Genomic DNA, 24,777 nt, shown 5'->3' with positions numbered 1-24,777 from the left:
ACTGCTATTACGGGGTGACAACGCCGTGGGTATTGATAGAATGCCCGTCAAATTCGCTATCTCCCTTTGAAAGTTTTTTCAAACAGGTGTTAAAGGTCACGTAATGCGCAAACATATCTATATTGCCTATACCGGTGGAACAATTGGTATGAAGCCTTCTAAACAAGGCTATGTGCCTGCTGCCGGCTTCTTGTCAGATACATTGAAAAAGATGCCAGAGTTTCATCGAACTGAGATGCCTCTTTTCACATTGCATGAGTACGATAACCTTATCGACTCATCAGATATGGACCCCTCTGATTGGCAACGCATTGCAGATGATATCTCCGCAAACTACGATAAGTACGATGGCTTCATCATTTTACATGGTACTGATACCATGGCGTACACCGCCTCAGCGCTAAGTTTTATGCTAGAAGATTTGTCAAAGCCAGTCATTGTGACAGGATCTCAGATTCCTTTGGCTGAACTTCGTTCTGACGGACAAGTCAATCTACTTAATTCGTTGTATGTTGCCGCGAACTTTCCCATTGCTGAAGTGGGGCTTTTCTTTAACAACAGGCTACTGCGCGGAAACCGCAGTCGAAAGGTCGACGCTGACGGATTTAGTGCCTTCGATTCACCAAACTTCCCTCCTCTCTTGGAAGCGGGAATTAACATTCGCCTTAAAGCGGGTACGATGGCAAGCGCACCAGATAACGGCCTTACGGTTTCAAACGTTAAAGCTCAGCCCATTGGTATGGTGAACCTTTATCCGGGCATAGCGCCTGAGGTAATAAAGAATACGCTTCAACAACCGGTCAACGCCCTTATACTTTTAAGTTACGGTGTGGGCAACGCACCACAAAACCCTGAACTTATTGCCCAGCTTAAATATGCTAAATCAAGGGAAATTCCGGTATTGAACTGCACGCAGTGTATGCGTGGTCGGGTCAACATGGGCGGTTATGCAACAGGGCATGGCCTCCAAGAAGTCGGAGTACTCTCTGGAAGTGATATGACGCCAGAGGCAGCGCTTGCAAAACTTCATTATTTACTAAGCAAAGACCTGGCTTTCGACGAGGTGTGTCGATTACTTACTCAGAACTTGCGCGGTGAATTAAGCGACTAATTATTCGCTTATTCACAATACGCCATTAAATCTTCAACGTTTTGATTTTGATAACGTTAATTTGAGAAAAGGTTATAACCGTGACAACTATATACTCAGGTGCGCTAAAAAAGATGCGCACCTCTGCCGATGAAAATAATACCGTACATTACACACTGCCAATTGGCGAAGAGCTGATAGATATAAACGCGCTTATCGGCAAAGAGATAACCGTGACCTATTCCGGCGACATAAATTGTGTGCACTGTAACAGAAAAACCAAGAAGAGCTTCAATCAGGGTTATTGCTATCCTTGCTTGATTTCACTTGCCCAATGCGACAGTTGTATCATCAAACCTGAAAAATGCCATTTTCACGAAGGCACGTGCAGAGAGCCTGAGTGGGGAGAAGCACATTGTTTTAGTGAGCACTTTGTTTACTTAGCAAACACTGGCACAGTAAAGGTGGGCATCACTCGTCAGGTTACTGATGGTGTTTCAACGCGCTGGATGGATCAAGGCGCAACCCAAGCCACTGTTATGCTACGTGTGCCTGATAGGCTTACCAGTGGATTAGTTGAAACTTTGTGTAAAGACCATATCGCTGATAAAACGAATTGGCGTACCATGCTTAAGGGCAAACCTGATGAGGTTGACCTAGAACAGGTAAAAACTGAACTAATGGAAAAAATCGAAAACGATTTAGACGCATTGAAACAGGAAAAAGGGCTTCAAGCCGTATCAGAAGTGAACAGCACCATTCACGATATTCACTACCCTGTTAAAGACTACCCAGTCAAAATTAAATCGCTTAATTTGGATAAGACACCTGCGTTTTCAGGTATTTTACAAGGCGTGAAAGGGCAATATTGGATGTTAGATGAAGACCACGTTATTAATATTCGAAAATTTGCCGGTTACAACGTTCAGCTAGCATTTTAAAATACCCATACCTTATGGCCTGCTACATTTTATCTAGTAGCAAGCCATGCAAAAAGACGACGGAACTATGATGAATTATGTTACTGCCAAAACTCGAAGTAGTCGCTTGAGTTTCTCTGCGGTTTAGGGGCCGGTTCAAATGTAGGCGTGCCGAGGTACAAGAAACCAACTAATTCGTCTTCTTCACTTAAGCCAAGCCCATTTCTTACTGTTTCGCATTGTGCGTAACTGCCCGTGCGCCACATACCGTTAAAGCCTTGTGCAACGGCTGCCATTTGCATTGCCATAACGCCACAGCTTGCTGACGCTATCTGTTCAACCTTTGGAACCTTTTCATGTTCAATATGTTTAGCGATAGCAACGATAACCATAGGAGCACGATGAGGAAGTTGAACAGCCCTCTCTATCTCTTTCTGCGTTTTATCGTTTTCTATGGCAGATTGCTCGTACAAAGCACCAAGCTTATCTAGCCCCTTTCCAGTACAAACAATGAATCGCCAAGGTGTTAAACACGCATGATCAGGAGCACGCAAAGCTGCCTGCATAATATTTTCTAGTGCATCACCGCTGGGCGCCGGAGATTCTAAACGTGGCTGAGAGCTTCGATTCAGTAATAGTGTTAATGCGTCCATTTACGTCCCTTCTTTTATGAATAACACGGTCGTCAACACAATAATCGTGTTGCCGCTACCCATTATTAACTTTAAAACTTGCTTAGAGTAATTTGAAGATCCTACGGTCCGCAAACAAAAAAGACCAGAATATTCCGGTCTTTTAGCTATGCCTTCAAAAAAATAATGTGTTTACTTCTACGACTTTTGAGAAGAGCGCCATTTGCTTATAAGGTAATCCACGCTGACAAAGCGCCCGCCCCCGTATACCAACAACACAAATAGCATGACAAAGTAGGTCGCGGCAAACTCTACTCCATTGTTTAAAATGACAAGGTTTCCACTTGAAGTCAGCCAGTCGTAGTGACCATATTCTTGTAGAAGCGACTTTGCTGCGTTTAGCTTTTGTGGAGCTTCCATAACGCTTTGGTTATAGAAAATTGTGCCATCAGCTAGCCAAGATGATGCATCAGCAATGGCTAGCCAACCGTTTTTTGCATGCACACTAAACATGGCTACGAGCATGGTTATTAGCAAAGGTATACTCACAAGGCGAGTAAGTGCCCCAAACAGAAGAAATATTCCGCCTACCAATTCGGCAGCAGTGGCCAAAAATGCCATTACTAAAGGTGCGGGTAAACCCAAACCATAATCTTCATTGCCAAACCAATCGACAATATTTTCAAAACTCGAAGCCTTGTTCCATCCTGCTTGAATCATGACTGGTGCTAAATATAAGCGTATTAAAAGTAAGGGTAAACCGTCGACTAAATACAGCCGCGCTACACTCTGATGATAAAGCTGAAACATGGTATTCTCTGGTTATTGTGATTTTTATAAAAGAACGAGAATTCATGAAAAAAATTTCATCACGTAGAAGTAGCTCGTCACCATTTTCTAAGATCATGAGAAAAGGACATCAAAAGACTGGCTACAAGGACCGAAACGGCGCGTTGCTGATGTGTATGAGTGAAAATGACCATAAGCGAATCGCCAAACTCATTGCTAAATGGCTCGAAAACGGCGTTTAATACTAATCCACATAGTGAGCCCAGTTGAGTTCACAGGCTGTAAAAGGGCGGTAAATGCCATTTGTCTATTCAGATTAATGTCTCGCTCACAAAAAATTACAATTAAGTTAGCGATCTTATTCGTTTTAGGTAACATAATAGAACGCAGTACATTGAGTAAGCTAAGCCTAAATTGTCTTGCTCTAGTTAGTTAATCAAAAAAGGTAGTGACAACATGGCAGCCAAAGGAAATTGGACCAAATCCTTGTTTATTGGCTTGTGGACGGTGCTTAACTTTACCCGCAAACTTTTCTTTAATTTGATTTTCATCGTTATTTTTGTCGGATTGATTATCGCAATATCCGGGCAAGACGACGAAAAGCTCACCGTCAACAAAGACAGTGCATTATTCCTGACGCTGAACGGTAAACTGGTTATCGAGAAAGAAAGTATCGATCCCTTCGAGCAGTTTTTACAGGAATCGTTGGGCAGTGAACCGGAAAATCCTGAAGTGCTCGTTCGCGATGTGGTAAAGGTACTGGAAAATGCCCAGAAAGACCGTCGTATAAAGGCGTTAGTGCTTGACCTTCAAGGCTTAACCGGTGGAGGTCTAGATAAACTTCGCGCAGTGGCTAATGCTATCGACGCATTTAAAGAATCTGAAAAGCCTGTATATGCCATCGGCGACTACTTTTCACAAGACCAATACTATCTAGCTGCTCACGCCGATAATATCTACCTAAACCCAATGGGCGGTTTAATGTTTGAGGGTTATGGCCGCTATGGCATGTACTTTAAAGACATGCTCGAGAAGCTAAAAGTAACCACGCACATCTTCCGAGTGGGAACCTACAAGTCTGCCGTTGAACCTGTAATGCGCAATAACATGTCGGATGAAGCTAAAGCTGCCGAGAAGAAGTGGCTTGATGGCTACTGGTCACAGTACAAATCTGATGTAGCTGCAGCTCGTGGCATCGACGAAACTAACTTCGATGAAACACTAGAAGGTTTACTGTCTAAGTTTGAAGCCGCAGGTGGTGATTTCGCTCAGTATGCGCTTCAGAATAACTGGGTAGACGCGCTGAAAACACGTGAAGAAGTGCGCCTTGAACTTGTTGAACTGGTGGGTGAAGATGACAACGAGCTTGGCGTTAATTTAACGTCATTTAACAGCTATCTGAAGGTCATCAACCCGCCTATGCCTGTGATTGAATCTGATATAGATAAAGTAGCTATTGTCGTGGCAAAAGGTACTATTTTAGATGGCAATCAAAAAGCGGGAACCATTGGTGGTGACAGTACGGCTCGACTTTTGAGAAAAGCGCGTTTAAACGACAAAGTGAAAGCCGTAGTGCTACAGATAGATTCACCAGGAGGGAGTGCTTTTGCGTCTGAGGTAATCCGTCAGGAAGTATTGCAGCTTCAACAATCAGGTAAGCCCGTAATCGCATCGATGAGCACCTATGCAGCTTCAGGTGGTTACTGGATAGCGGCGAGTACAGATAAAATTATTGCTAGCCCAAGCACTATCACCGGCTCTATTGGTGTGTTCGGTATGTTTATGACCTACGAGAACTCACTGGATTATTTGGGCATTCACAGTGATGGCGTTGGTTCAACCGAACTTGCCGGATTTTCTGCAGTTCGTCCGTTAGCCCCTGAGTTCGGTCAAATTCTTCAGCACAACGTAGAAAATACGTACGGCAACTTCTTGTCGCTTGTTTCTCAAGCAAGAGGCATGACCGTAGAGGAAGTAGATAGCGTTGCACAGGGTCGCGTGTGGATTGGTTCTGATGCTATCGAATTGGGTTTGGTTGACCAGCTTGGTACCGTTGATGATGCTGTCGTCGCAGCCGCTGAGATGGCTGAGCTTGAAAAATACGATACTTTCTATGTCAAACGCACGTTAACTGCTCAAGAAATTTTCTGGAAAGAATTTTTTGGCCAAGCAATGACCGTCGTTGGTAAGTGGCAGTTCGCTCATGCAGATTCTGCACTTGTTAATGAGTTTAAGCGTGTGCTTAGAGAAATAAGCGTAGTGAGTAAGCTTAATGACCCCAAGGGCACCTATGTGCTGTGTTTGCCCTGCGATATTAAATAGTAGATTGAAAAATTTAGATAAACGCTAAGAGATAGTAACATCGCAGCAAATGATTTAACCCAAGAACAGCGTCGCATCATTACCGACGCTGTTTTTTATTGCTTTAAACAAGCAGAAGATTACTTCTCGCGTACCTTTTCCTACCCTACCGTCACGTTTCGACGCTCAGGAAAAAATGCAGGAACGGCCTTCTTGCAGCAAAATCGCCTTAACTTCCATCCTATTTTATACAGAGAAAATACAAACGCCTTTTTAGATGATGTGGTGCCACATGAGGTGAGCCATCTTTTGGTTTGGACACTTTTTGGAAGAGTACAGCCCCATGGAAAAGAGTGGCAGTCCATGATGATTGATGTGTTTGGCTGCAAACCTGACGCGACACACCAGTTTGATATAAAAGGCGTTGCCCGCACTTTTGAATACCACTGTGACTGCGACACCTATGCATTAAGTACCCGCCGGCACAATAAAATCTTAAGAGGTGCGCAATACAAGTGTAAGAAGTGTAGTGCCCTTTTACAAATGGCCTGACAACCAGGACTTATAAACTAAAATCATAAGCTCAAGCTGTTTAGCAACAATAAATGTCTTTAATTAAACCAATGCTTAGTAAATACGTTATCGAGATCGTTAAATGCCGTTTTGAGAAGCTGTGCTAGTTCTTTGTATTTGGGTTTTGATTTAGCATTCGCAATGTTCACGCCCTGTGAGCGCATTTTGGTGTGAATTTCTTGATACCAACTTTTAAGCTGCGGCGGTAAATATTGATCTGAACGATGCCCCAACCACAGTAGACCTTGCATCGGCAAACTAAGAAAAAATGCACCTATCGCGATGGTTTGAGGCAAATAATCTGAACCTAGGTTTTGAAACAATAGTGCGCAAGATACCATTGCTACAGGAGGCATCGTTTTTATTGCAAACTTGGTAGCGGCAACAACGCGGCACTCAGGGAAGAATGCATAGAGTTCTTTTCTCACAGGCCATGTCTTCATGTACTGCTGACCGTTTTTCAACATTGTCATTACTGATTGAGACATGGTCTACCTCTCTTCAACCCGTTCACTTTAAAATTTAGGAACGCGGTTCATATATTTTTAATACGTATCTAGCTGAGAGCCTGTTCAACAGCGCTCATACTTTTTTAACAGTGTACGCAAATATTATGAATCACGTGTAGTTAAATTGTAATAATCATTTCGACTAAAACAAGCTGAATTCGTTTAATGTTACAAAATAGTCGAAGCAAGGTCTTTGGTGTTCCCAGTGCACTTTGAGATTTTCAGACCTAATAAACTCACTGTGCAAAAGCCATTTTTCACTATTTGGGCTAGTTCAATTGGTATATCCGCTCAATTAAAATAGATTTAACTAACGTGGCATTTCTATTTCAATACGATTAAAGCTAGGGTTTACATATAAATCGGCGGGTAAAGTGTAGAAGTAAATGATGTAAGCTATGGTTATCTTTAAGTGACATTTTCTTCGCTTGGAGGCATCATATACGCCTAAAGCCTGAGTGATATCGAACCAGAGTGCCCATCGTTTTACAAAAACGATTCAGGGCGTAAATACCGTTTCTATGTCGCTGGCAGATAACCATTGTAAAAGTAACTAGGTGTTGTGCTTGATTTAAATATTTTTGCCCCTACCTAGCCTTCTAAGAGAAATTATATAAGTAACCCAAACGGGTGAATTATTTGGAGAGGAAAATGGCAGAAAGCAGACACGTCCGTCTACTTATTTTAGGTTCTGGACCTGCAGGATACTCAGCGGCAGTTTATGCTGCACGCGCGAATCTCGAACCTGTATTACTGACTGGTATTCAACAAGGCGGACAGCTTACTACCACAACAGAAGTAGAGAACTGGCCAGGGGATCCTGAAGGTCTCACTGGTCCTGATTTAATGGTTCGTATGCAAAAGCATGCAGAAAAATTTGATACTGAAATCATTTTCGACCACATCAATAAAACAGACCTTTCCAAGCGCCCATTTACTCTATATGGCGACAGCGGTACATACACATGTGACGCGTTGATTATCGCAACGGGTGCATCTGCTAAGTATCTGGGTCTTGAATCTGAGCAAGCATTCATGGGTAAAGGTGTTTCTGCCTGCGCAACCTGTGATGGTTTCTTCTATCGCAACCAGAAAGTCGCGGTTATCGGTGGTGGTAATACCGCAGTTGAAGAAGCGCTTTACCTTTCAAATATTGCGTCAGAAGTGCATGTTGTTCACAGAAGAGACAGCTTTAGAAGTGAAAAAATTCTTGAGCAGCGCCTTCGTGATAAAGCGGAAAACGGTAACGTTGTATTACACCTTAATCGCACATTAGACGAAGTGCTTGGTGACGAAATGGGTGTGACTAAAATTCGCATCAAGGATACTGACAGCGAAGCAACAGAAGAGCTTGACGTAATGGGCTTATTCGTTGCCATTGGTCACAAGCCGAATACGGATATATTCGACGGCCAGCTTGAGATGAAAGATGGCTACATCGTTGTAAATAGCGGCACGAACGGCAATGCCACGCAAACAAGTGTTGAAGGCGTGTTTGCCGCTGGCGATGTGAGTGACCACATCTATCGTCAGGCGATCACTTCTGCGGGTACAGGCTGTATGGCGGCCCTAGACGCTGAAAAGTACCTAGATGGTACTATGCCTGAACAAGGTTGATAACAGACCTGTCAGCCCTACTTTTCGGTAGGGCTTTTTATTTATGATAGCGTTGCATTATATTGAAGAAGGCGCGCCCTTCCCTGCTGTAGATACTGCACTAGAGGATCCAAATGGTCTGCTAGCTTTTGGTGGTGACCTCAGTCCGGCGCGCTTATATTCTGCCTACTCTCAGGGCATATTTCCTTGGTTTAGCGATGAAGAGCCACTATTGTGGTGGTCACCTGATCCAAGAGCGATAATAGAGCTCGACGATTTTGTTGCTTCAAAGAGCCTCAAAAAGCTCGCTCGTAAACAAAAGTATAAAGTTACCCTTAACTATGCGTTTGACCGAGTGATAAAGGCATGTTCAAGCACGCCACGGAAAAATCCAACTTCAGGCAGTGTTTCCATTGATACGTGGATAACTGACGACATGATAGCCGCCTATCGACAGTTAAACGGTATCGGGTTGGCTCATTCTGTGGAAGTGTGGAACGAGGATGAATTAGTCGGTGGGCTATATGGTGTCGGTATTGGCAACGTATACTGCGGCGAATCTATGTTTCATCTTGAAAGCAATACGTCTAAGCTTGCGATGTTAGCGTTAGTTGAGCATATGAAGTCTCAGAACATGGCATTCATTGATTGCCAGCTACCTACTGATCACTTAGCTTCACTAGGTGCAAAGGTTGTTTCAAGGCCAGAATTTATTGAAAAATTAGAAAATAACAACCAAACTCTAACGGACGAAGGGCGTCTTCTAGAAGACTATCTAGTTCGATGGAAACCAAGAGTGATTACACCGTGAAGTTTGGTATAACCCAGTCTTTTTCTTGCAGCTATTTACCCGACGAACAAGAGCAGCTTCTTGTTTACGCGGAAGATAGTGAATTGCACACCCTGCGCTACTCACAACTCATCCAGGCAGGCTTTCGGCGTAGCGGCGAACAAATTTATCGTCCGCATTGCCCAGCTTGCACTGCGTGTAAGTCTATCCGAATTCCCGTAGATAATTTCATTGCATCTAAGAGTCAAAAACGGATACTAAAAGCAAACGAAGGTTTCAAGGTTCAGTTTTCAAAAAGCATCAAGGAAACCTATTTTCCACTTTACGAGCGCTACATCAATGAACGTCACTCTGACGGCAGCATGTATCCCCCCTCTCGGACACAGTTCGACAATTTTGTACAATCTGACTGGATGAAAACCCACTACCTTGAGGCATATGATGGCGATAAGCTAATTGCTGTTGCTGTGACTGATATAGTAGATGCAAACGTTCCAATGAGTTCTCTATCTGCCCTTTATACGTTTTTCGACCCAGACTACGCTTCAGCATCATTAGGCACCTGGATGATCTTAATGCAAATCATGCAGGCGAAGCAGTTAGACTATCGTTACCTCTACTTAGGCTATTATGTGGAAGGCTGTAATAAGATGTCGTATAAACACAAGTTTTTGCCATTCGAGCAATTTAGTGACAACCAATGGCATATATTTAGTAAAAGTAGTAAAATACCCACTTAATTGCTTTACAGCGAACCCAAGATTGGGTAAGGTCTGCGCGGCAAAAATTTTGAATTACTGAGGTAACTGCTTTACATGGCAAAAGAAGATTGTATTGAAATGGAAGGTACTGTGTTAGACACACTACCTAACACTATGTTCCGCGTTGAACTGGAAAACGGTCACGTAGTGACTGCGCACATCTCTGGTAAAATGCGTAAGAACTATATCCGTATTCTTACTGGCGATAAGGTCACCGTTGAGATGACTCCATATGATTTGACTAAAGGTCGTATCATTTATCGCGCAAGATAATGAGCCATCTAAGCGGTAACGCATTAAAAAAGCCCGATTAAAATCGGGCTTTTTCGTTTTTATCCGTAGGTGCTGACTTAGTCTCTATCGTGAAAAGCAGCTTTAACGACCTTGACTAATCGAATTGAACGAAGCGCCTTCAACTAGGTAAATAATTTACTGTCTCAGGCGCAACCGTTTTAGTTTTGTTAACTAGGCTCAGCCTCTGCCGATGTGGCATCAACCCCTGTGTATTGGAAAGTCAGTTTATCATCTACACAGTCAACCTTAACGTTTCCGCCTTTAGATAACTCGCCAAACAGCAACTCGTTAGCCAACTCTTTCTTAAGCTCATCTTTGATCAGACGTGACATTGGTCTTGCTCCCATTGCCTTGTCGTACCCTTTCTCGGCCATATAAGCGCGCGCGTCGCTGGAAACCTCAAGCGAAACACCTTTGGCATCTAGCTGAGCCTGCAGCTCAATAATAAATTTGTCTACCACTTGCAGAATAATTTCTGGGTCAAGGTGATTGAACCAAATAATGCCGTCTAAACGGTTTCTGAATTCAGGTGTAAAGACCTTGTTTATCTCAGACATCGCATCATGGCTATGGTCTTGTTGCTTAAAGCCGATAGACTTACGCACCGTTTCCTGAACGCCGGCATTTGTTGTCATCACTAACACAACATTTCTGAAGTCGACTTTTCTGCCGTTGTTATCCGTCAAGGTGCCATGATCCATAACCTGGAGAAGAATATTGTAGATATCGCTATGCGCTTTCTCAATTTCATCTAACAGCACTACCGAGTAAGGATTTTTAATAACGGCATCTGTTAATAAACCACCTTGATCGAAGCCAACGTAACCAGGGGGCGCCCCAATGAGTCGACTCACGGCATGACGTTCCATGTACTCAGACATATCGAATCGCACCAGTTCCACACCCATTATTTTTGCAAGCTGCTGTGTAACTTCGGTTTTACCTACACCCGTTGGGCCTGCAAACAAAAAGCTACCTATTGGCTTAGTTTCTGCACCAAGACCCGAGCGCGACAGCAAAATTGCATCGTTAAGCGTCTCAATAGCCTTATCCTGGCCAAAAACAACCATCTTAAGGTTTCGCCCAAGGTTCTTGAGAACTTCTTTGTCAGAGGCCGATACAGACTTCTCTGGGATACGCGCCATTTTCGCGATGATCTGCTCAATGTCACCCACGCCAATCGTTTTCTTACGCTTCGAAGGTGCTAGCAAACGCTGACTTGCGCCTGCCTCGTCCATCACGTCAATCGCTTTATCAGGCAAGTGACGCTCATTAATGTATTTCGCCGATAGCTCTGCCGCTGCTTGAATCGCTTTTTGTGTAAAGCGCACGTTGTGGTGCTCTTCGTAACGGCTTTTAAGTCCCAGCAGAATTTTCGTTGTATCGCTGACGCTTGGCTCAGTAACGTCGACCTTTTGGAAACGACGAGCTAAAGCGCGGTCTTTCTCGAATATTCCCTGATACTCCTGATATGTTGTAGAGCCAATACAGCGTAGTTCACCGCTAGATAGCTTAGGCTTGAGAAGGTTTGATGCATCCATTACTCCACCCGACGCCGCACCGGCACCAATAATGGTGTGGATTTCATCGATAAACAAAATCGCGTGCTCATCTTTACCTAGCTCTTTGAGTATTGCCTTCAAACGCTTTTCAAAATCGCCGCGGTATTTAGTACCTGCCAAGAGGCCGCCCAAATCCAGAGAATAAACCGTGCTTTCAGCAATAACTTCAGGTACGTCGTTATTAACAATGCGATACGCTAAGCCTTCGGCGATAGCAGTTTTACCCACACCGGCCTCACCGACCAGTAATGGATTGTTCTTGCGACGACGGCACAAAATCTGGATCGTTCGCTCAACTTCAGCGTCTCGACCAATAAGGGGGTCAATTTTACCGTCTTTAGCATGGCGATTAAGGTCAGTGGCGTATTTGCTTAACGCTGAGCCACTCTCCTCGCCAACTTCTCCTTCTTCTGAAGCTTCAGGATTAACAGAAGCGTCATCCTCGGCTTTGCTCACGCCATGGCTGATGAAATTAACAACGTCTAATCGCGTTACATCAGACTTTTTAAGGATATACACTGCCTGTGATTCTTGTTCACTGAAGATAGCGACAAGGACGTTTGCACCTGTCACCTCATCTTTACCTGATGACTGAACGTGGAAAACCGCTCGCTGCAGCACACGTTGGAAACCCAATGTAGGCTGTGTCTCACGTTCGTTTAGTTGGTCGTCAAGAATGAGAGGCGTGGTGTCTTTTACAAACGAAAGCAATTCGCTCTTAATCGCCTCTATATCGGCACCACATGCCTTGAGCGCGTCGCGAGCAGCTGAGTTATCAAGCAATGCCAACAACAAGTGCTCTACCGTCATAAACTCATGACGGTGCTCTCTGGCAAATACAAACGCGTCATTTAACGTTTGTTCTAATTCTTTATTTAACATATTGCTCGCCCTCTAAAAAAACCTTATGCCTGCTCCATCGTGCACATCAACGGGTGCTGATGTTTGCGTGCGTACTGATTAACCTGCATCACTTTTGTCTCTGCTATTTCAGCAGTAAAAATGCCACACACGGCTTTTCCCTGATAATGAACGGTCAGCATAAGTTGGTTGGCTTTCTCAGCGTCCATATTGAAAAACTGCATGAGTACCTCAATGACAAAATCCATGGGTGTATAGTCGTCATTGTTCAACAACACTTTATACATGGGAGGCGGCTGCGGCTTCTGTCGCTGCGCGTCTTTTTGTTTTTCCTTTTCGATACTAATAGCGTTGTCTTTACTCATAACTTAATAATAGTGGTTAACTGGCATATGTGTGTACAAACTTTTGGATAAATTTATTCACATTAGCCCTTGACATAATATGGTTAAAAAATCTACATTTTGTAAAGTGAATTTAAGTACTGAACAGTATTACTGTATTCAATACTTAATTCACTGTGTCTCCGGATCTATAATGGGGGCATATACTCGTGAGTTCAAGGATTAAGAGGAAGTCGAAGTATGGCGGTTGGCAAAGTTAAATGGTTTAACAACGCAAAGGGTTTTGGATTTATTGTGCCTGAGGATGGCGGCGAAGATATTTTCGCGCACTACTCCACAATTCAAATGGAAGGCTATCGTTCACTTAAAGCAGGTCAGGAAGTGACTTATGAGGTACAGCAAGGCCCCAAAGGGCTCCACGCTGAAAATATAGGCTTCAAAGAAGAACCAGAGCGTTAATAAAAGAATTCATTGAGCCTGACTTAAAAGTTAGGCTTTTTCTTTTTATTAATACTTACTTTTTAAAAGCACGCTGTTGCGTGTGGAATCTGGCGTCTTAAATTCTGCTAGCACTATACGTTTGCTTAAATATTCTTAAGTAAAAAAGTGCTAACCGTATGTGTAGTGTGAAAGCTTATCAAATTCCTGTGATTTGGTATTAAACTCGCCTTAACGGCTCCCAGCCTTCCCCTTTCCTCTGAGCAATTCAGTATTCCGTATTAATAGCAGTTTATGTTTAAACCCTTCTAAGCTTTTGGGTTTGAAGCACTTGTGTTGATACTCATCAACTCACTTCTTTTATTTGCTTTCCAATAAAAATTGAAACACGTCATTTTCAGGTTGAAGATTACTGAGCGTTTAAGTCTTCCTAGTGTTTTCATAGGTTTGAAATACACAATAGACCTAACTGGTAAACAACTACAAAAAAGCCCGCTCAACTGGTGGGCGGGCTCTTCAATATTGGCGACCCATTATCCAACAGGCTCGCATCGCATTAGTAGCTTGGCACTAACGCATTTTTTGATACGACTACGCGTCAAGAATTGCTTTAAGTGTCTTACTTGGAGACATTGTTGCAAACATCTTGTCTTCATCTGGATAGTAGTAACCACCTATGTCTTGCGCACTGCCTTGTGTTGCATCAATTTCAGCAAGAATGTCATCAATTTTCGCAGATAACTCTTCATACACTGGCTTAAACTGCGCCGCTAGGTCTGCATCTTCAGTTTGGTTTGCTACTTCTTCAGCCCAATAAAGACCTAGATAAACATGGCTACCACGGTTGTCTAGCTGACCTGCTTTACGAAGCGGAGACTTGCCGTTGTTAAGCAGTTTTTCCGTTGCTTTATCAAGCGCTGTAGCTATGACTTTTGCCTTGGTATTGCTATGTTTGATGGCAACATCTTCTAGCGATACCGCAAGAGCAAGGAACTCACCTAGAGAGTCCCAACGCAAGTGACCTTCTTCAACAAACTGTTGAACGTGTTTAGGTGCACTACCACCAGCACCCGTCTCATAAAGACCGCCGCCAGCCATCAATGGAACGATTGATAGCATCTTAGCGCTTGTACCAAGTTCTAGGATTGGGAACAAATCAGTTAGATAGTCGCGAAGAACGTTACCGGTTACTGAAATAGTATCAAGACCGCGAATTGCACGTTCCATGCTGTATCGGATAGCGCGTACAGGAGACATGATTTGAATATCTAGACCATTTGTATCGTGATCTTGCAGATATTTTTCAACTTTCTTAATAAGTTGCGCATCGTGAGCACGTTCGTCATCTAGCCAGAATACCGCAGGCATACCAGATTGACGTGAACGCGTTACCGCAAGCTTAACCCAATCTTGAATAGGTGCATCTTTCACCTGACACATGCGCCAGATATCGCCTTCTTCAACATCGTGAGAAATAAGAACGTTACCGTCTTGGTCAACAATTGATACGGTGCCGTCTGCTTCTAGCTCAAACGTTTTATCGTGTGAACCGTACTCTTCTGCTTTTTGCGCCATTAGACCAACATTAGGTACCGTACCCATAGTCGTTGGGTCGAATGCACCATGCGTTTTACAGAAGTTAATAACTTCTTGGTAAATGGTGGCGTAAGTACTTTCAGGAATAACCGCTTTAGTATCGTGTGCCTTTCCATCTGGTCCCCACATTTGACCAGAATTACGGATCATTGCAGGCATTGAAGCATCAACAATTACGTCACTTGGTACGTGAAGGTTAGAGATGCCTTTATCAGAGTTAACCATCGCAATTGGCGGACGGTCGGCATAACATGCGTTGATGTCTTTTTGAATTTCAGAACGCTGACTCTCAGGTAGGCTTGCAATTTTGTCGTAAACGCTACCAAGACCATTGTTAGGGTTAACACCTAGCTCTTCAAACAGGTCACCCCATTTGTTGAATAGATCTTTGTAGAAAACCTTTACACAGTGACCGAACACGATTGGGTGAGACACCTTCATCATGGTCGCTTTTACGTGTAGTGAGAAAAGAATACCGGTGTTCTTCGCATCTTCAATTTGTTCTTCAAAAAACTCGCAAAGCGCTTTTTTGCTCATGAACATACCGTCGATTACTTCGCCAGCAAGCAGATCTACACGCGGCTTAAGGGTTTTCTTGCTGCCATCTTTGCCTGTAAATTCAATGCTAACGTAACCGTCTTTTTCTACCGTTACTGACTTTTCACCTGAGTAGAAATCGCCGCCGCGCATGTGCGCTACATGTGACCGTGATGCTTGAGACCACTCACCCATTGAATGCGGGTGTTTACGTGCGTAATTTTTAACTGCGGTTGGCGCACGACGGTCTGAGTTACCTTCACGAAGTACAGGGTTTACCGCACTACCTAGAACTTTTCCGTAACGCTCGCGAATTTCTTCGTCTTCAGCTGTTTTAGGTGAATCAGGAAACGCTGGAACGTTAAAGCCTTTCGCATTTAATTCTTTGATCGTTGCACGAAGCTGTGGAATTGAGGCACTGATATTTGGAAGCTTAATGATGTTAGCGTTCGGGTCTTGAGTCATCTCACCCAGTTCAGCTAGCGCATCTGGCACTCTTTGTTCTTCAGAAAGATACTCTGGGAAATTTGCCAAAACACGGGCAGCAAGTGAAATATCGCTTAGCTCTACGTCGATATCAGCCGCTGCAGCAAACTTCTGGATGATTGGAAGCAATGAATAAGTCGCCAGCATTGGCGCTTCATCAGTCTTCGTGTAAATGATCTTAGACTTGGTCATTATATACCTCAATTTTTTCGACAGGGTACTGCCGTTTTAGTCCATTAGATCGCAACGACCCGCAACAAATTAAATTGTCGCGCCCACAGTCATTGCGAAACGTATTTGATGTTTTCCGCCTTATACTCTTTAAGAGCACTAGGCCACTTGCTGTTTTCTTCCCCACATATTATTCAATTCCCTATGTTAGCAATAAGGAACTCAGCGCCCTGAACTTGACTGACTAGTCGCGCACTACGGCGAGTTCCAATGTATAAGCAAGCCCGCTTATCACTGCTAAAACTGTCTAATAATTATGCAGATGCGCTCTCTTATAAAACTGGGAGCGACCATTAGTATAGGGTCGAAAGTTAGACTTACAAGTCATACCATTGTCTTAACACATAAGATCAATGAATTTATCAACAAAGTTGGCGACCTATATTGCAAAATGAACACTATTTTCTTAAGCGTAAGCGCTTCGTTTATCGTAGACTTACACTGAAAATTTTATAAACCATTCAAGCGGACTTTTCATGTCATCAACCTCTACAGTCGTGCTCTTCAATAAGCCTTTCCAAGTACTTTCACAGTTTACCGACGCGGATGGAAGAGAAACCCTCAAAGACTATATCGATATTCCCAATGTTTACGCTGCTGGACGATTAGACAGAGATTCTGAAGGCCTACTTGTATTAACCAACGATGGTAAACTGCAGCACAAACTTGCCAACCCTGAAGCTAAAACAAGCAAAACCTACTGGGTACAAGTTGAAGGGGTTATGGACGAAAAGGCCATGCAATCGCTGCGCGATGGCGTCGAATTGAAAGATGGAATGACGTTACCAGCCAAAGTTAAGCCCATGGACGAACCTGATGTTTGGGAACGGAATCCACCCGTACGTTTCAGGCAGTCTATCCCTACGAGTTGGGTCTCTATAACCATAACCGAAGGAAGAAATCGACAAGTACGTCGTATGACGGCGCACGTTGGCTACCCTACCCTTCGCCTTATAAGATACCGCGTAGGCAGCTGGACTATTGATGGTATTGAGAACGGTAAGTACGTAAGCTTTTAACGATAAAGCCAATAATCAATGCCATAAAAAGCTTAGTGAGGCGCTGAACTAGCGCCCCCAAGCGTTAATAAAATTGCGCATAACGGTACCGCAACACGGTGGTTCTTACTTGAATTTGCTTTTCAAAGCCTTACTTTCAATTCTACTGAAGGACGCGAATCTACACATACATATTTAATTACTTATTCAGATAAGGATTAAATGTGAATTAGCTATCGTAATCTGATAAAATCCGCGTCCTCGAAATCGGGCCGACCAAGTAATGTCTTAAATCGAAATCTATGTGTGATTGATCTTTGGTACTTACTCAACCTGGTACACGCTATGTGTCTATATGAGTGAGTATTATTTACGCCAATACACCAAAAGGATTTCCAACTATACCGGCTTCTTTTTTATTAAATAAATGAGTGTGCAAACTGCAGTGAGTGATATTGAATCTAACGCCAGCAAAAAAGTAATCGTCGGTATGTCCGGCGGTGTCGATTCGTCTGTTTCAGCCTACCTACTTCAACAGCAAGGTTATCAGGTTGAAGGCCTTTTCATGAAAAACTGGGAAGAAGATGATAATGATGAATACTGTGCCGCAGCAGAAGATTTAAAAGATGCGCAAGCGGTTGCTGACAAACTTGGCATCGAATTGCACACTATCAACTTTGCTGCTGAATACTGGGATAACGTGTTTGAGTATTTCTTAGAGGAATACAAAGCAGGCCGTACGCCTAACCCAGATATTATGTGCAACAAAGAAATTAAGTTTAAAGCATTTCTCGAGTTCGCAGCAGAAGATCTTGGCGCAGACTATATCGCTACCGGGCACTATGTACGCCGACGTGAAGTGGATGGTAAATGGCAAATGCTTCGAGGTTTGGACAACAATAAAGACCAAAGCTACTTCCTTTACACACTAGGTGAAGAGCACGTTGCCAAAACGCTCTTTCCTGTGGGCGACATTGAAAAGCCATTGGTTCGCAAAATCGCTGAAGAGCAAGGTCTAATTACACATGATAAAAAAGATTCTACGGGGATCTGTTTTATAGGTGAGCGCAAATTTAAAGACTTCCTAGCCCGTTATCTTCCAGCTCAACCAGGCTTTATAGAAACTGCAGAAGGCGAAGAAATCGGCCAGCATGAAGGTTTGATGTATCATACGTTAGGTCAGCGTAAAGGCTTACACATTGGCGGATTGGCCAAATACGGTGACGACCCGTGGTATGTGGTAGATAAAGACGTTGCTCGCAACGTGTTAATTGTGGGTCAAGGTGCCGACCACCCTCGCCTTTACTCAAAAGGCTTGGTAGCTAAGCAACTACATTGGGTAGATAGAAAAACAATGACTGAGCCAGTGCGCGCTGTAGTTAAAACCCGTTACCGTCAGGCTGATATACCTTGTACCATTACGCCAACGGATAATGACACCATAGAAGTGTTATTCGATGAACCACAAAAAGCGGTAACACCAGGACAATCTGCGGTGTTTTACAGTGATGAAGTATGCCTAGGCGGCGGTATTATTGAGAGTTATATTCGATAATGTTAGATACCGACATAGAAAATAATCTCGCCCTTGCAGGGGTATGCCAAGCTGCGGCGCTCGTTCAGCAGCTTGCTCGACGGGGCTCAGCAGACAATGAGGCCATAGAGTCCAGCTTATCGAGTGTACTGGTTACCGATCCAGAGACGCCACAGCAAGTATTTGGGCAACTGAACAACCTAAAGGTAGGTTACACCACGCTCGCGGCGCAGCTATCAGATAAGCAAGCAACAAAAGATACAGAAATTACACGTTACATTGCTAGCATCCTTGGCCTAGAGAGAAAGCTCGCAAAAAAACCGAAAGCCATGCAAGAATTGGGGGAACGCATTTCCCATGTTCAGCGCCAGCTGGCTCACGTCGATTTTCAAAATCCGCAAATTGTAGCCTCATTGGCGAGTATATATAGCGATATCATCAGCCCTCTCGCTCCTCGTATTCAGGTTGCAGGCAACCCCGATTATTTAAGCCAACCAGCGACTCAACACAAAGTTCGTGCCCTTCTACTTGCGGGCGTGAGGGCTGCGGTAATGTGGCGTCAAATGGGTGGCAAACGCAGAAATATATTATTGAAACGCAAACATATTCTTAACAGTGCTGTGAAGGCACTACGATTAATAAACTAGTGAGGAGCTTAAGGTGGAACTGAGTCAGTTAACTGCAATTTCCCCTGTCGACGGTCGATATGCTGGCAAAAGCGTAGAATTACGCAGTATTTTCAGTGAGTTCGGCTTGTTAAAATACCGTGTAGAAGTAGAAGTACGTTGGTTACAGATGCTTTCTGCCAACCCACAAATTGAAGAAGTTCCTGCTTTCACAGACAAGTCAAATGCACTGCTTGATAAAATAGTAGCAGAGTTTAGTGTTGAAGACGCTATGCGTATTAAAGAGATTGAGCGCACGACTAACCACGATGTAAAAGCCGTTGAATACTTCTTGAAAGAGAAAGTATCTGACAACAGTGAACTATCAGCTGTAAATGAGTTCATTCACTTTGCATGTACGTCTGAAGACATCAACAACCTTTCACATGGCTTAATGCTTCGCGAAGCTCGTGAGACGGTTATCCTACCTTACTGTGACAAGTTAATCGAAGCGCTAATAGAGCTCGCTAAGCGTTATCAAAACGTGCCTATGATGGCAAGAACACATGGTCAGCCTGCATCCCCCACTACCATGGGTAAAGAAATGGCTAACGTGGCGGTACGCTTAAAGCGTCAGCGTAGCCAAATTGCCGGCGTAGAACTGCTTGGTAAAATAAATGGTGCTGTGGGTAACTACAACGCGCATTTATCTGCCTACAAAGACGTGGATTGGCACAAGGTTTCAGAACAGTTTGTTACCTCACTCGGCTTAACCTGGAATCCGTTCACAACGCAAATTGAGCCTCACGACTACATTGCTGAAATGTTTGACGCCATTGCGCGCTTCAACACCATTCTTATCGATTTCGACCGTGATGTATGGGGTTATATTGCGCTAGGTCACTTTAAGCAGAAAACAGTAGCTGGCGAGATTGGTTCATCTACTATGCCGCATAAAGTAAACCCAATCGACTTCGAAAACTCGGAAGGCAACTTAGGTCTGGCTAACGCTATTTTCGACCATTTGGCTGCAAAACTTCCTATTTCTCGTTGGCAGCGCGATCTCACTGATTCTACGGTACTTCGCAACCTAGGTGTAGGCGTGGGCTACGCGGTTATTGCTTATCAAGCAACATTGAAAGGCATTAGCAAATTAGAAGTAAACGAAAAAAGCCTGCTTAACGAGCTAGACAACAACTGGGAACTGCTCGCAGAGCCAATTCAAACCGTTATGCGTCGCTACGGTATTGAAAAGCCATACGAGAAGCTTAAAGAGCTAACCCGAGGTAAAAAAGTCAATGCAGAGGTTATTGCCGAGTTTATCGACAACTTAGACATGCCTGATGCTGCAAAAGCTGAGCTTAAAGCATTGTCGCCAGCAACGTATATCGGTGATGCAATCAGGCTAGTAGATCAGTTATAAGCTTCATTACTTTGTACTACATTAAAAACGCGGTCATTACGACCGCGTTTTTTTATTGTCGTCTTAATAAGCCACTTTTTAAATACTGTTCTGGAGCATGTAAATGGATTTACACAAAACAATGGGATCATATTGCCTTGCCATTGATGCGCATCGCCGCCCTACTCCAGCTTCATACTCACAAACTCCAATAAAATCACTGGTAAAGCAAGACAAAGGTGTAAGCGTAAAGCCTACTGTAAAAAACGCCGTAGTTATCTTTTGCGATCTTTCTAAGTTTCAACAACTCACAGTGAAATATGGTGACATCACCTGTTCTAGTATCGTGGAGAGTTTGTTCAGCCAATTTGACGATATTGCCACCTCTTTACAACTCACTCCTTTAAAAACCAATGGCGACCAATACATCGCTGTGAGCTTTTGTGCCGATGATACCAGTTCTACAACTTCACTCTCCCGTTGCGTAAGCAATACCATTGAGTTTGCGTTAAAAGCGCGCAACCTCGTTAATAGCAACCCAGTGCTGGTTTCGTCGTCTTGCCACCTTCGGGTGGGTATTGCAACGGGCGATGTGGTCGCAAGAGATTCTGCTCGCTCGTTCGCGGGGTTTGATATTTGGGGTAATACGGTAAACAAAGCGGCAATGCTCGAGCAGTTCACCGCGCCAAGCACAATAGCAGTATGCAAAAAAACCTACAATATATTTGCTAAGCGAGCTTTGTATTCAGGGGCTACGAAAATCGATGATAGCGCTAACGAAACGTTGCAAAGTCATCTCAATGGGAATAGCGATGAGGAATTACTGGCAAGGGATATGAGCGTTCAAGGTAAAGACCGGCAACATATCATGTTTTATAAAACTCAGCTTCAGACCAAGTCAGCGCTCTCAATTGCGTTTATTTGCTAATGACCTGGAAAAAACAGCGGACGAAATATCACGCGCCAATAGCTATTCCTCACTAACGTATGCTCTGGATATACACGTTTATTTTTGACTTCCCACGCGAAATGCCTAGGGTTTGACTGGGATAAGGTAGCAATCGCGTTTTCAATAATCGATAATGCAGCACTTGAAATTCAGCGACCTACTACCTTCATACTTACGTTTTTCTGCATGTCTATTATGCCTTACGTAAACCAAAACCAGCAGGTCTATATCATTACATGGCCTTACAAAAAGAGATACTATGCGTACTAACGACAACACCTACTTTATCGATGCACAAACCGGTAAAGGCTTTGATGCAGAAACTTTCTTGAGGGACTATTGGCAACAAAAGCCGGTAGTTATAAAGCATTTTTTCCCAGACTTCGCTGACCCCATCGATGAAAACGATTTAGCAGGTTTAGCGCAAGAATCTGAAGTTGATGCCCGTATCATTAGCAACGTGCAAGGTAATTGGCACGTGGAGCAAGGCCCCATTAATGATTTTGATAACGCATGTCAGGGTAAATGGACTCTGCTCGTTCAGGGAGTAGACAAGTATGTACCCGACGTTACACCAATATTGGACCCCTTCGCTTTTATTCCCAATTGGCGATTAGACGATTTGATGGTGAGCTTTGCCACAAAAGGCGCGGGCGTCGGTGCTCATATTGACCAGTACGATGTCTTTCTCGTTCAAGGGAAAGGGAGTAGACGCTGGCGAGTGGGTAAACCAGCAGAATACAAAGAAGTGTATCCCCATCCAAAGTTAAGGCAAATTGATGGGTTTGCCCCTGTGATTGATGTCATGGTTGAGCCTGGCGATGTGGTTTATGTCCCACCGGGCTGGCCTCACGATGGTGAAACTGTGGAAGATAGTTTAACTTACTCAGTTGGCTATCGCGCACCTGACAATCTACAGTTAGCTGAAAGCCTAGCCATGATGCTAGATAAAGGTGCCCACAATTATCGTTTCACTGATGCGGGACGCACTCTTCAAGGAAGTCGTGCAACGGTAAATCCAGGAGATATTGCAGCGCTAAAACAACAACTCATAGAAGCAATCAACGGCGAAGATTTCACGTTGGCGCTTTTAGAAGCTATGAGCGAACAAGGTATACCTGAATATCCGCTAGAAAACGAGGTATCGCTAGAGCAAGTTGCAAATGAATTTGCTTCAGGTATTAGCTTTGCGCCCGCACCAGGCGTACGCGCGCTAATTTGCGACGGCAAACGCGGACTTCCCCGAGCACTCTACGTTAACGGAAGTCAGTTCGAGTTCGCGAAAAGTGACCAAGAGTGGTTTGAAGCGTTGGCATCAGGTAGCGTTTTAAATGAAACGTGCTGTCAAGATGCCCCCTCTTTTACATTTTTAGAAACCTTGACTACACTTGTAAATAACGGTTACTGGGAATGGTATGAGGGATAATAGCTACGTATGGCGTTTACTATTCAAAACGTCGATTGGGAAAAGGATAAAAATCGACTAAAAGCATTGAGGGAACATGTATTCGTTTTAGAGTGGCGAGTACCCGAGGCAAGCGAGTTTGACGAGCACGACAGCTCTGCTTGCCACGTGCTTATAGTAGACGATAAAAACGTTCCAATAGCGACAGGGCGTCTGACCAAAAAAGGCGAACTCGGCCGAATAGCCGTCAAACGTAGCCATCGAACACTTATGGTATACCGCTTACTTTTTGAAGCGTTAATTAACATGGCTCGACAGAATAACTGTCCAATTATTAAAGTGGTTTGCAACTTAGAAAGCGTTTCATACCACCGTTCTATTGGTTTTATTCCCGACGGACAAGTGTTTATGGACGCAGGAGTACCGCGGCAAAGGCTTAAATGTCCAGCTGAGCGTTTTCCCCTGCCGGACGTAACGCAGTTACATTAGTACCTCGAACAGGCGTGCTTAAAACTCACTACCTTCCTAATGCTCAGTTTAAACCCAAAAATCTGGAGTGTTTTGCATGGCAAATAAGCTTTCAGCACGGTTAACTAGCAGTTCCCCGAATGCCTTTTGATTGTCGTCCGCCCCTTCAGCGTTCATTAAGTTTTCAGCCTTAAGTTGCCAATGCATAGCGAAGTGACGCAAGACTTCTTTAGCGTCTGTAGCATTTTCCACCGAAGTAAAATCTGTGGGTAGATCTCCACTGATTACCCAATAAAGCTTGCTATCCATCGCTCTAATTTTCCAGACGGCTAAATAAGGCATTAAGTAACGGCTTTCTTCAGTAATCACGGTGTCGAACAATACGCCATTTTCAGCTAGAAACTTATTTGCTTTCTGAAACTGCTCTCTTACCCAATTAGCCCGCTCTTCTTCGCTGATAGGTTGTCTTTCTTGTTGCTCAGCCATGCTCACTCTCTTTCTTGTCGTTATTTTAGTTGTGCGAACTTTTTAGTAATGCACGCATAATTGTGTACTGTAAGGTCATTAATATGTGAATCTTACCCCTTACAACTCTCTTACTTTGTACTGCATTTCTACTGCGCTTTCCACAGCAAAGGCATCATTGTCTGCCCATTAGCAATCAAACGATTACTTATTCACCAATATTGTAAAAATCACGAGGTTCCTTTATCTCTAAACAAATCCAGTACAAACATTTACATTTTTATTATTGGCAAACAAAGTAGGTTGAGCGACACTACAATAATAATTAGCCTTATAAGACGAGTTTAGACACATGCGTATACTAAGACTTACTCTTGGCGCAATACTATTTGCTGGTGGAATTGTTTTAACATTGCTCCCTGGCTCAATTCTCTTCATTATTGCCGGACTTGTTCTATTGAGCTATGACTGGCCTAGAGCGCGCGGTTGGCTTAAGTATAGCCAGCGCACCATGACATTAAGTGCTCGCAAAATAGATCGCTTCCTTCTTTTGAGAAAGCTTCGATAACATTTGCGTCTGCCAAAGCGTACACGCTTTTCCATTCATCGCCATGCTTATCACGTTCTGGGGTAAGCTAAAG

General features: G+C 43.7%; 24 protein-coding genes. 17 read left to right on the top strand and 7 right to left on the bottom strand.

Translation table 11 applies throughout. The annotated features are described in order from the left end of the window. Window positions 1-103 precede the first annotated feature (103 nt). The gene (gene ansA / locus GVO62_RS01610; RefSeq protein ID WP_120959498.1) at window positions 104-1,111 is read left to right on the top strand and encodes an asparaginase; all 1,008 of its coding nucleotides are present in this window, start codon (window positions 104-106) and stop codon (window positions 1,109-1,111) included. Window positions 1,112-1,191: 80 nt separating this feature from the next. Continuing rightward, window positions 1,192-2,031: a DUF2797 domain-containing protein gene (locus GVO62_RS01605; protein WP_159117451.1), complete on the top strand. Its 840-nt coding sequence runs from the start codon at window positions 1,192-1,194 to the stop codon at window positions 2,029-2,031. 80 nt (window positions 2,032-2,111) lie between these two features. Here the strand turns inward: GVO62_RS01605 and GVO62_RS01600 are convergent, their stop codons facing one another. After that, a complete protein-coding gene (locus tag GVO62_RS01600) occupies window positions 2,112-2,663 on the bottom strand; it encodes an NAD(P)H nitroreductase (protein ID WP_159117450.1) in 552 nt (183 codons plus the stop codon). Window positions 2,664-2,840: 177 nt separating this feature from the next. Then, window positions 2,841-3,452, bottom strand: coding sequence for an HvfX family Cu-binding RiPP maturation protein (locus GVO62_RS01595; protein WP_159117449.1), 612 nt, complete (start codon window positions 3,450-3,452; stop codon window positions 2,841-2,843). A 435-nt stretch (window positions 3,453-3,887) separates the two neighbouring features. On the opposite strand from GVO62_RS01595, the gene sppA reads away from it, so the two are divergent. Next, window positions 3,888-5,753 carry a signal peptide peptidase SppA gene (sppA, locus tag GVO62_RS01590; RefSeq protein WP_159117448.1) on the top strand — a complete coding sequence of 622 codons (1,866 nt, stop codon included), beginning with the start codon at window positions 3,888-3,890 and terminating at the stop codon, window positions 5,751-5,753. A 39-nt stretch (window positions 5,754-5,792) separates the two neighbouring features. Continuing rightward, entirely contained in the window at window positions 5,793-6,284 is a 492-nt protein-coding gene (locus GVO62_RS01585; RefSeq protein ID WP_308469227.1) for a SprT family zinc-dependent metalloprotease, read from the top strand. 59 nt (window positions 6,285-6,343) lie between these two features. Here GVO62_RS01585 and yfbV read toward each other — a convergent pair whose 3' ends face one another. Beyond that, window positions 6,344-6,793 carry a terminus macrodomain insulation protein YfbV gene (gene yfbV, locus GVO62_RS01580; protein ID WP_105931153.1) on the bottom strand — a complete coding sequence of 150 codons (450 nt, stop codon included), beginning with the start codon at window positions 6,791-6,793 and terminating at the stop codon, window positions 6,344-6,346. 672 nt (window positions 6,794-7,465) lie between these two features. Between yfbV and trxB the strand changes: the two genes are divergently transcribed. From trxB to infA, 4 genes are all read left to right on the top strand, one after another. Beyond that, window positions 7,466-8,431: a thioredoxin-disulfide reductase gene (gene trxB, locus GVO62_RS01575; protein ID WP_159117447.1), complete on the top strand. Its 966-nt coding sequence runs from the start codon at window positions 7,466-7,468 to the stop codon at window positions 8,429-8,431. 43 nt (window positions 8,432-8,474) lie between these two features. Continuing rightward, the gene (aat, locus tag GVO62_RS01570) at window positions 8,475-9,221 is read left to right on the top strand and encodes a leucyl/phenylalanyl-tRNA--protein transferase (protein WP_159117446.1); all 747 of its coding nucleotides are present in this window, start codon (window positions 8,475-8,477) and stop codon (window positions 9,219-9,221) included. Continuing rightward, window positions 9,218-9,940: an arginyltransferase gene (locus tag GVO62_RS01565; RefSeq protein ID WP_236547036.1), complete on the top strand. Its 723-nt coding sequence runs from the start codon at window positions 9,218-9,220 to the stop codon at window positions 9,938-9,940. Before aat ends, GVO62_RS01565 begins: the two co-directional genes overlap by 4 nt. A gap of 75 nt (window positions 9,941-10,015) precedes the next feature. Beyond that, window positions 10,016-10,234 (top strand): translation initiation factor IF-1, encoded by a 219-nt coding sequence (gene infA, locus GVO62_RS01560; protein ID WP_008844395.1) that lies wholly within the window; start codon window positions 10,016-10,018, stop codon window positions 10,232-10,234. Between the two features lie 188 nt (window positions 10,235-10,422). Here the strand turns inward: infA and clpA are convergent, their stop codons facing one another. Continuing rightward, window positions 10,423-12,699, bottom strand: a complete 2,277-nt coding sequence (clpA, locus tag GVO62_RS01555; RefSeq protein ID WP_159117444.1) for an ATP-dependent Clp protease ATP-binding subunit ClpA — start codon at window positions 12,697-12,699, stop codon at window positions 10,423-10,425. Window positions 12,700-12,722: 23 nt separating this feature from the next. Next, the gene (gene clpS, locus GVO62_RS01550) at window positions 12,723-13,043 is read right to left on the bottom strand and encodes an ATP-dependent Clp protease adapter ClpS (protein WP_014949331.1); all 321 of its coding nucleotides are present in this window, start codon (window positions 13,041-13,043) and stop codon (window positions 12,723-12,725) included. 219 nt (window positions 13,044-13,262) lie between these two features. Between clpS and cspD the strand changes: the two genes are divergently transcribed. Continuing rightward, entirely contained in the window at window positions 13,263-13,481 is a 219-nt protein-coding gene (gene cspD, locus GVO62_RS01545) for a cold shock domain-containing protein CspD (RefSeq protein ID WP_105931148.1), read from the top strand. A 570-nt stretch (window positions 13,482-14,051) separates the two neighbouring features. On the opposite strand, the gene GVO62_RS01540 is transcribed toward cspD, so the two are convergent. After that, a complete protein-coding gene (locus GVO62_RS01540; RefSeq protein WP_105931147.1) occupies window positions 14,052-16,271 on the bottom strand; it encodes an NADP-dependent isocitrate dehydrogenase in 2,220 nt (739 codons plus the stop codon). A gap of 515 nt (window positions 16,272-16,786) precedes the next feature. Between GVO62_RS01540 and GVO62_RS01535 the strand changes: the two genes are divergently transcribed. From GVO62_RS01535 to GVO62_RS01505, 7 genes are all read left to right on the top strand, one after another. After that, window positions 16,787-17,329, top strand: a complete 543-nt coding sequence (locus GVO62_RS01535) for an rRNA large subunit pseudouridine synthase E (RefSeq protein WP_159117443.1) — start codon at window positions 16,787-16,789, stop codon at window positions 17,327-17,329. 424 nt (window positions 17,330-17,753) lie between these two features. Then, complete coding sequence (mnmA, locus tag GVO62_RS01530) at window positions 17,754-18,863, top strand: tRNA 2-thiouridine(34) synthase MnmA (RefSeq protein ID WP_308469226.1); 1,110 nt, start codon at window positions 17,754-17,756, stop codon at window positions 18,861-18,863. Continuing rightward, a complete protein-coding gene (gene hflD / locus GVO62_RS01525) occupies window positions 18,863-19,489 on the top strand; it encodes a high frequency lysogenization protein HflD (protein WP_159117441.1) in 627 nt (208 codons plus the stop codon). The genes mnmA and hflD overlap by 1 nt, the downstream gene beginning before the upstream one ends. Before the next feature lie 13 nt (window positions 19,490-19,502). After that, a complete protein-coding gene (purB, locus tag GVO62_RS01520) occupies window positions 19,503-20,870 on the top strand; it encodes an adenylosuccinate lyase (protein ID WP_105931143.1) in 1,368 nt (455 codons plus the stop codon). Between the two features lie 103 nt (window positions 20,871-20,973). Beyond that, entirely contained in the window at window positions 20,974-21,777 is an 804-nt protein-coding gene (locus GVO62_RS01515) for an adenylate/guanylate cyclase domain-containing protein (RefSeq protein ID WP_159117440.1), read from the top strand. Window positions 21,778-22,057: 280 nt separating this feature from the next. Beyond that, window positions 22,058-23,224, top strand: a complete 1,167-nt coding sequence (locus GVO62_RS01510) for a cupin domain-containing protein (RefSeq protein ID WP_159117439.1) — start codon at window positions 22,058-22,060, stop codon at window positions 23,222-23,224. A gap of 9 nt (window positions 23,225-23,233) precedes the next feature. After that, window positions 23,234-23,692, top strand: coding sequence for a GNAT family N-acetyltransferase (locus GVO62_RS01505; RefSeq protein WP_159117438.1), 459 nt, complete (start codon window positions 23,234-23,236; stop codon window positions 23,690-23,692). A gap of 48 nt (window positions 23,693-23,740) precedes the next feature. Here the strand turns inward: GVO62_RS01505 and GVO62_RS01500 are convergent, their stop codons facing one another. Continuing rightward, window positions 23,741-24,157: a DUF4826 family protein gene (locus GVO62_RS01500; RefSeq protein WP_159117437.1), complete on the bottom strand. Its 417-nt coding sequence runs from the start codon at window positions 24,155-24,157 to the stop codon at window positions 23,741-23,743. 331 nt (window positions 24,158-24,488) lie between these two features. On the opposite strand from GVO62_RS01500, the gene GVO62_RS01495 reads away from it, so the two are divergent. After that, complete coding sequence (locus tag GVO62_RS01495) at window positions 24,489-24,704, top strand: PGPGW domain-containing protein (protein ID WP_159117436.1); 216 nt, start codon at window positions 24,489-24,491, stop codon at window positions 24,702-24,704. The last annotated feature ends 73 nt before the right edge of the window (window positions 24,705-24,777 follow it).

The organism is Alteromonas sp. KUL150, from assembly GCF_009811475.1.
GTDB lineage: Bacteria > Pseudomonadota > Gammaproteobacteria > Enterobacterales > Alteromonadaceae > Alteromonas > Alteromonas gracilis.
Note: the sequence above shows the minus strand (reverse complement) of the source record. Positions and strands in the feature narration are given on the sequence as shown.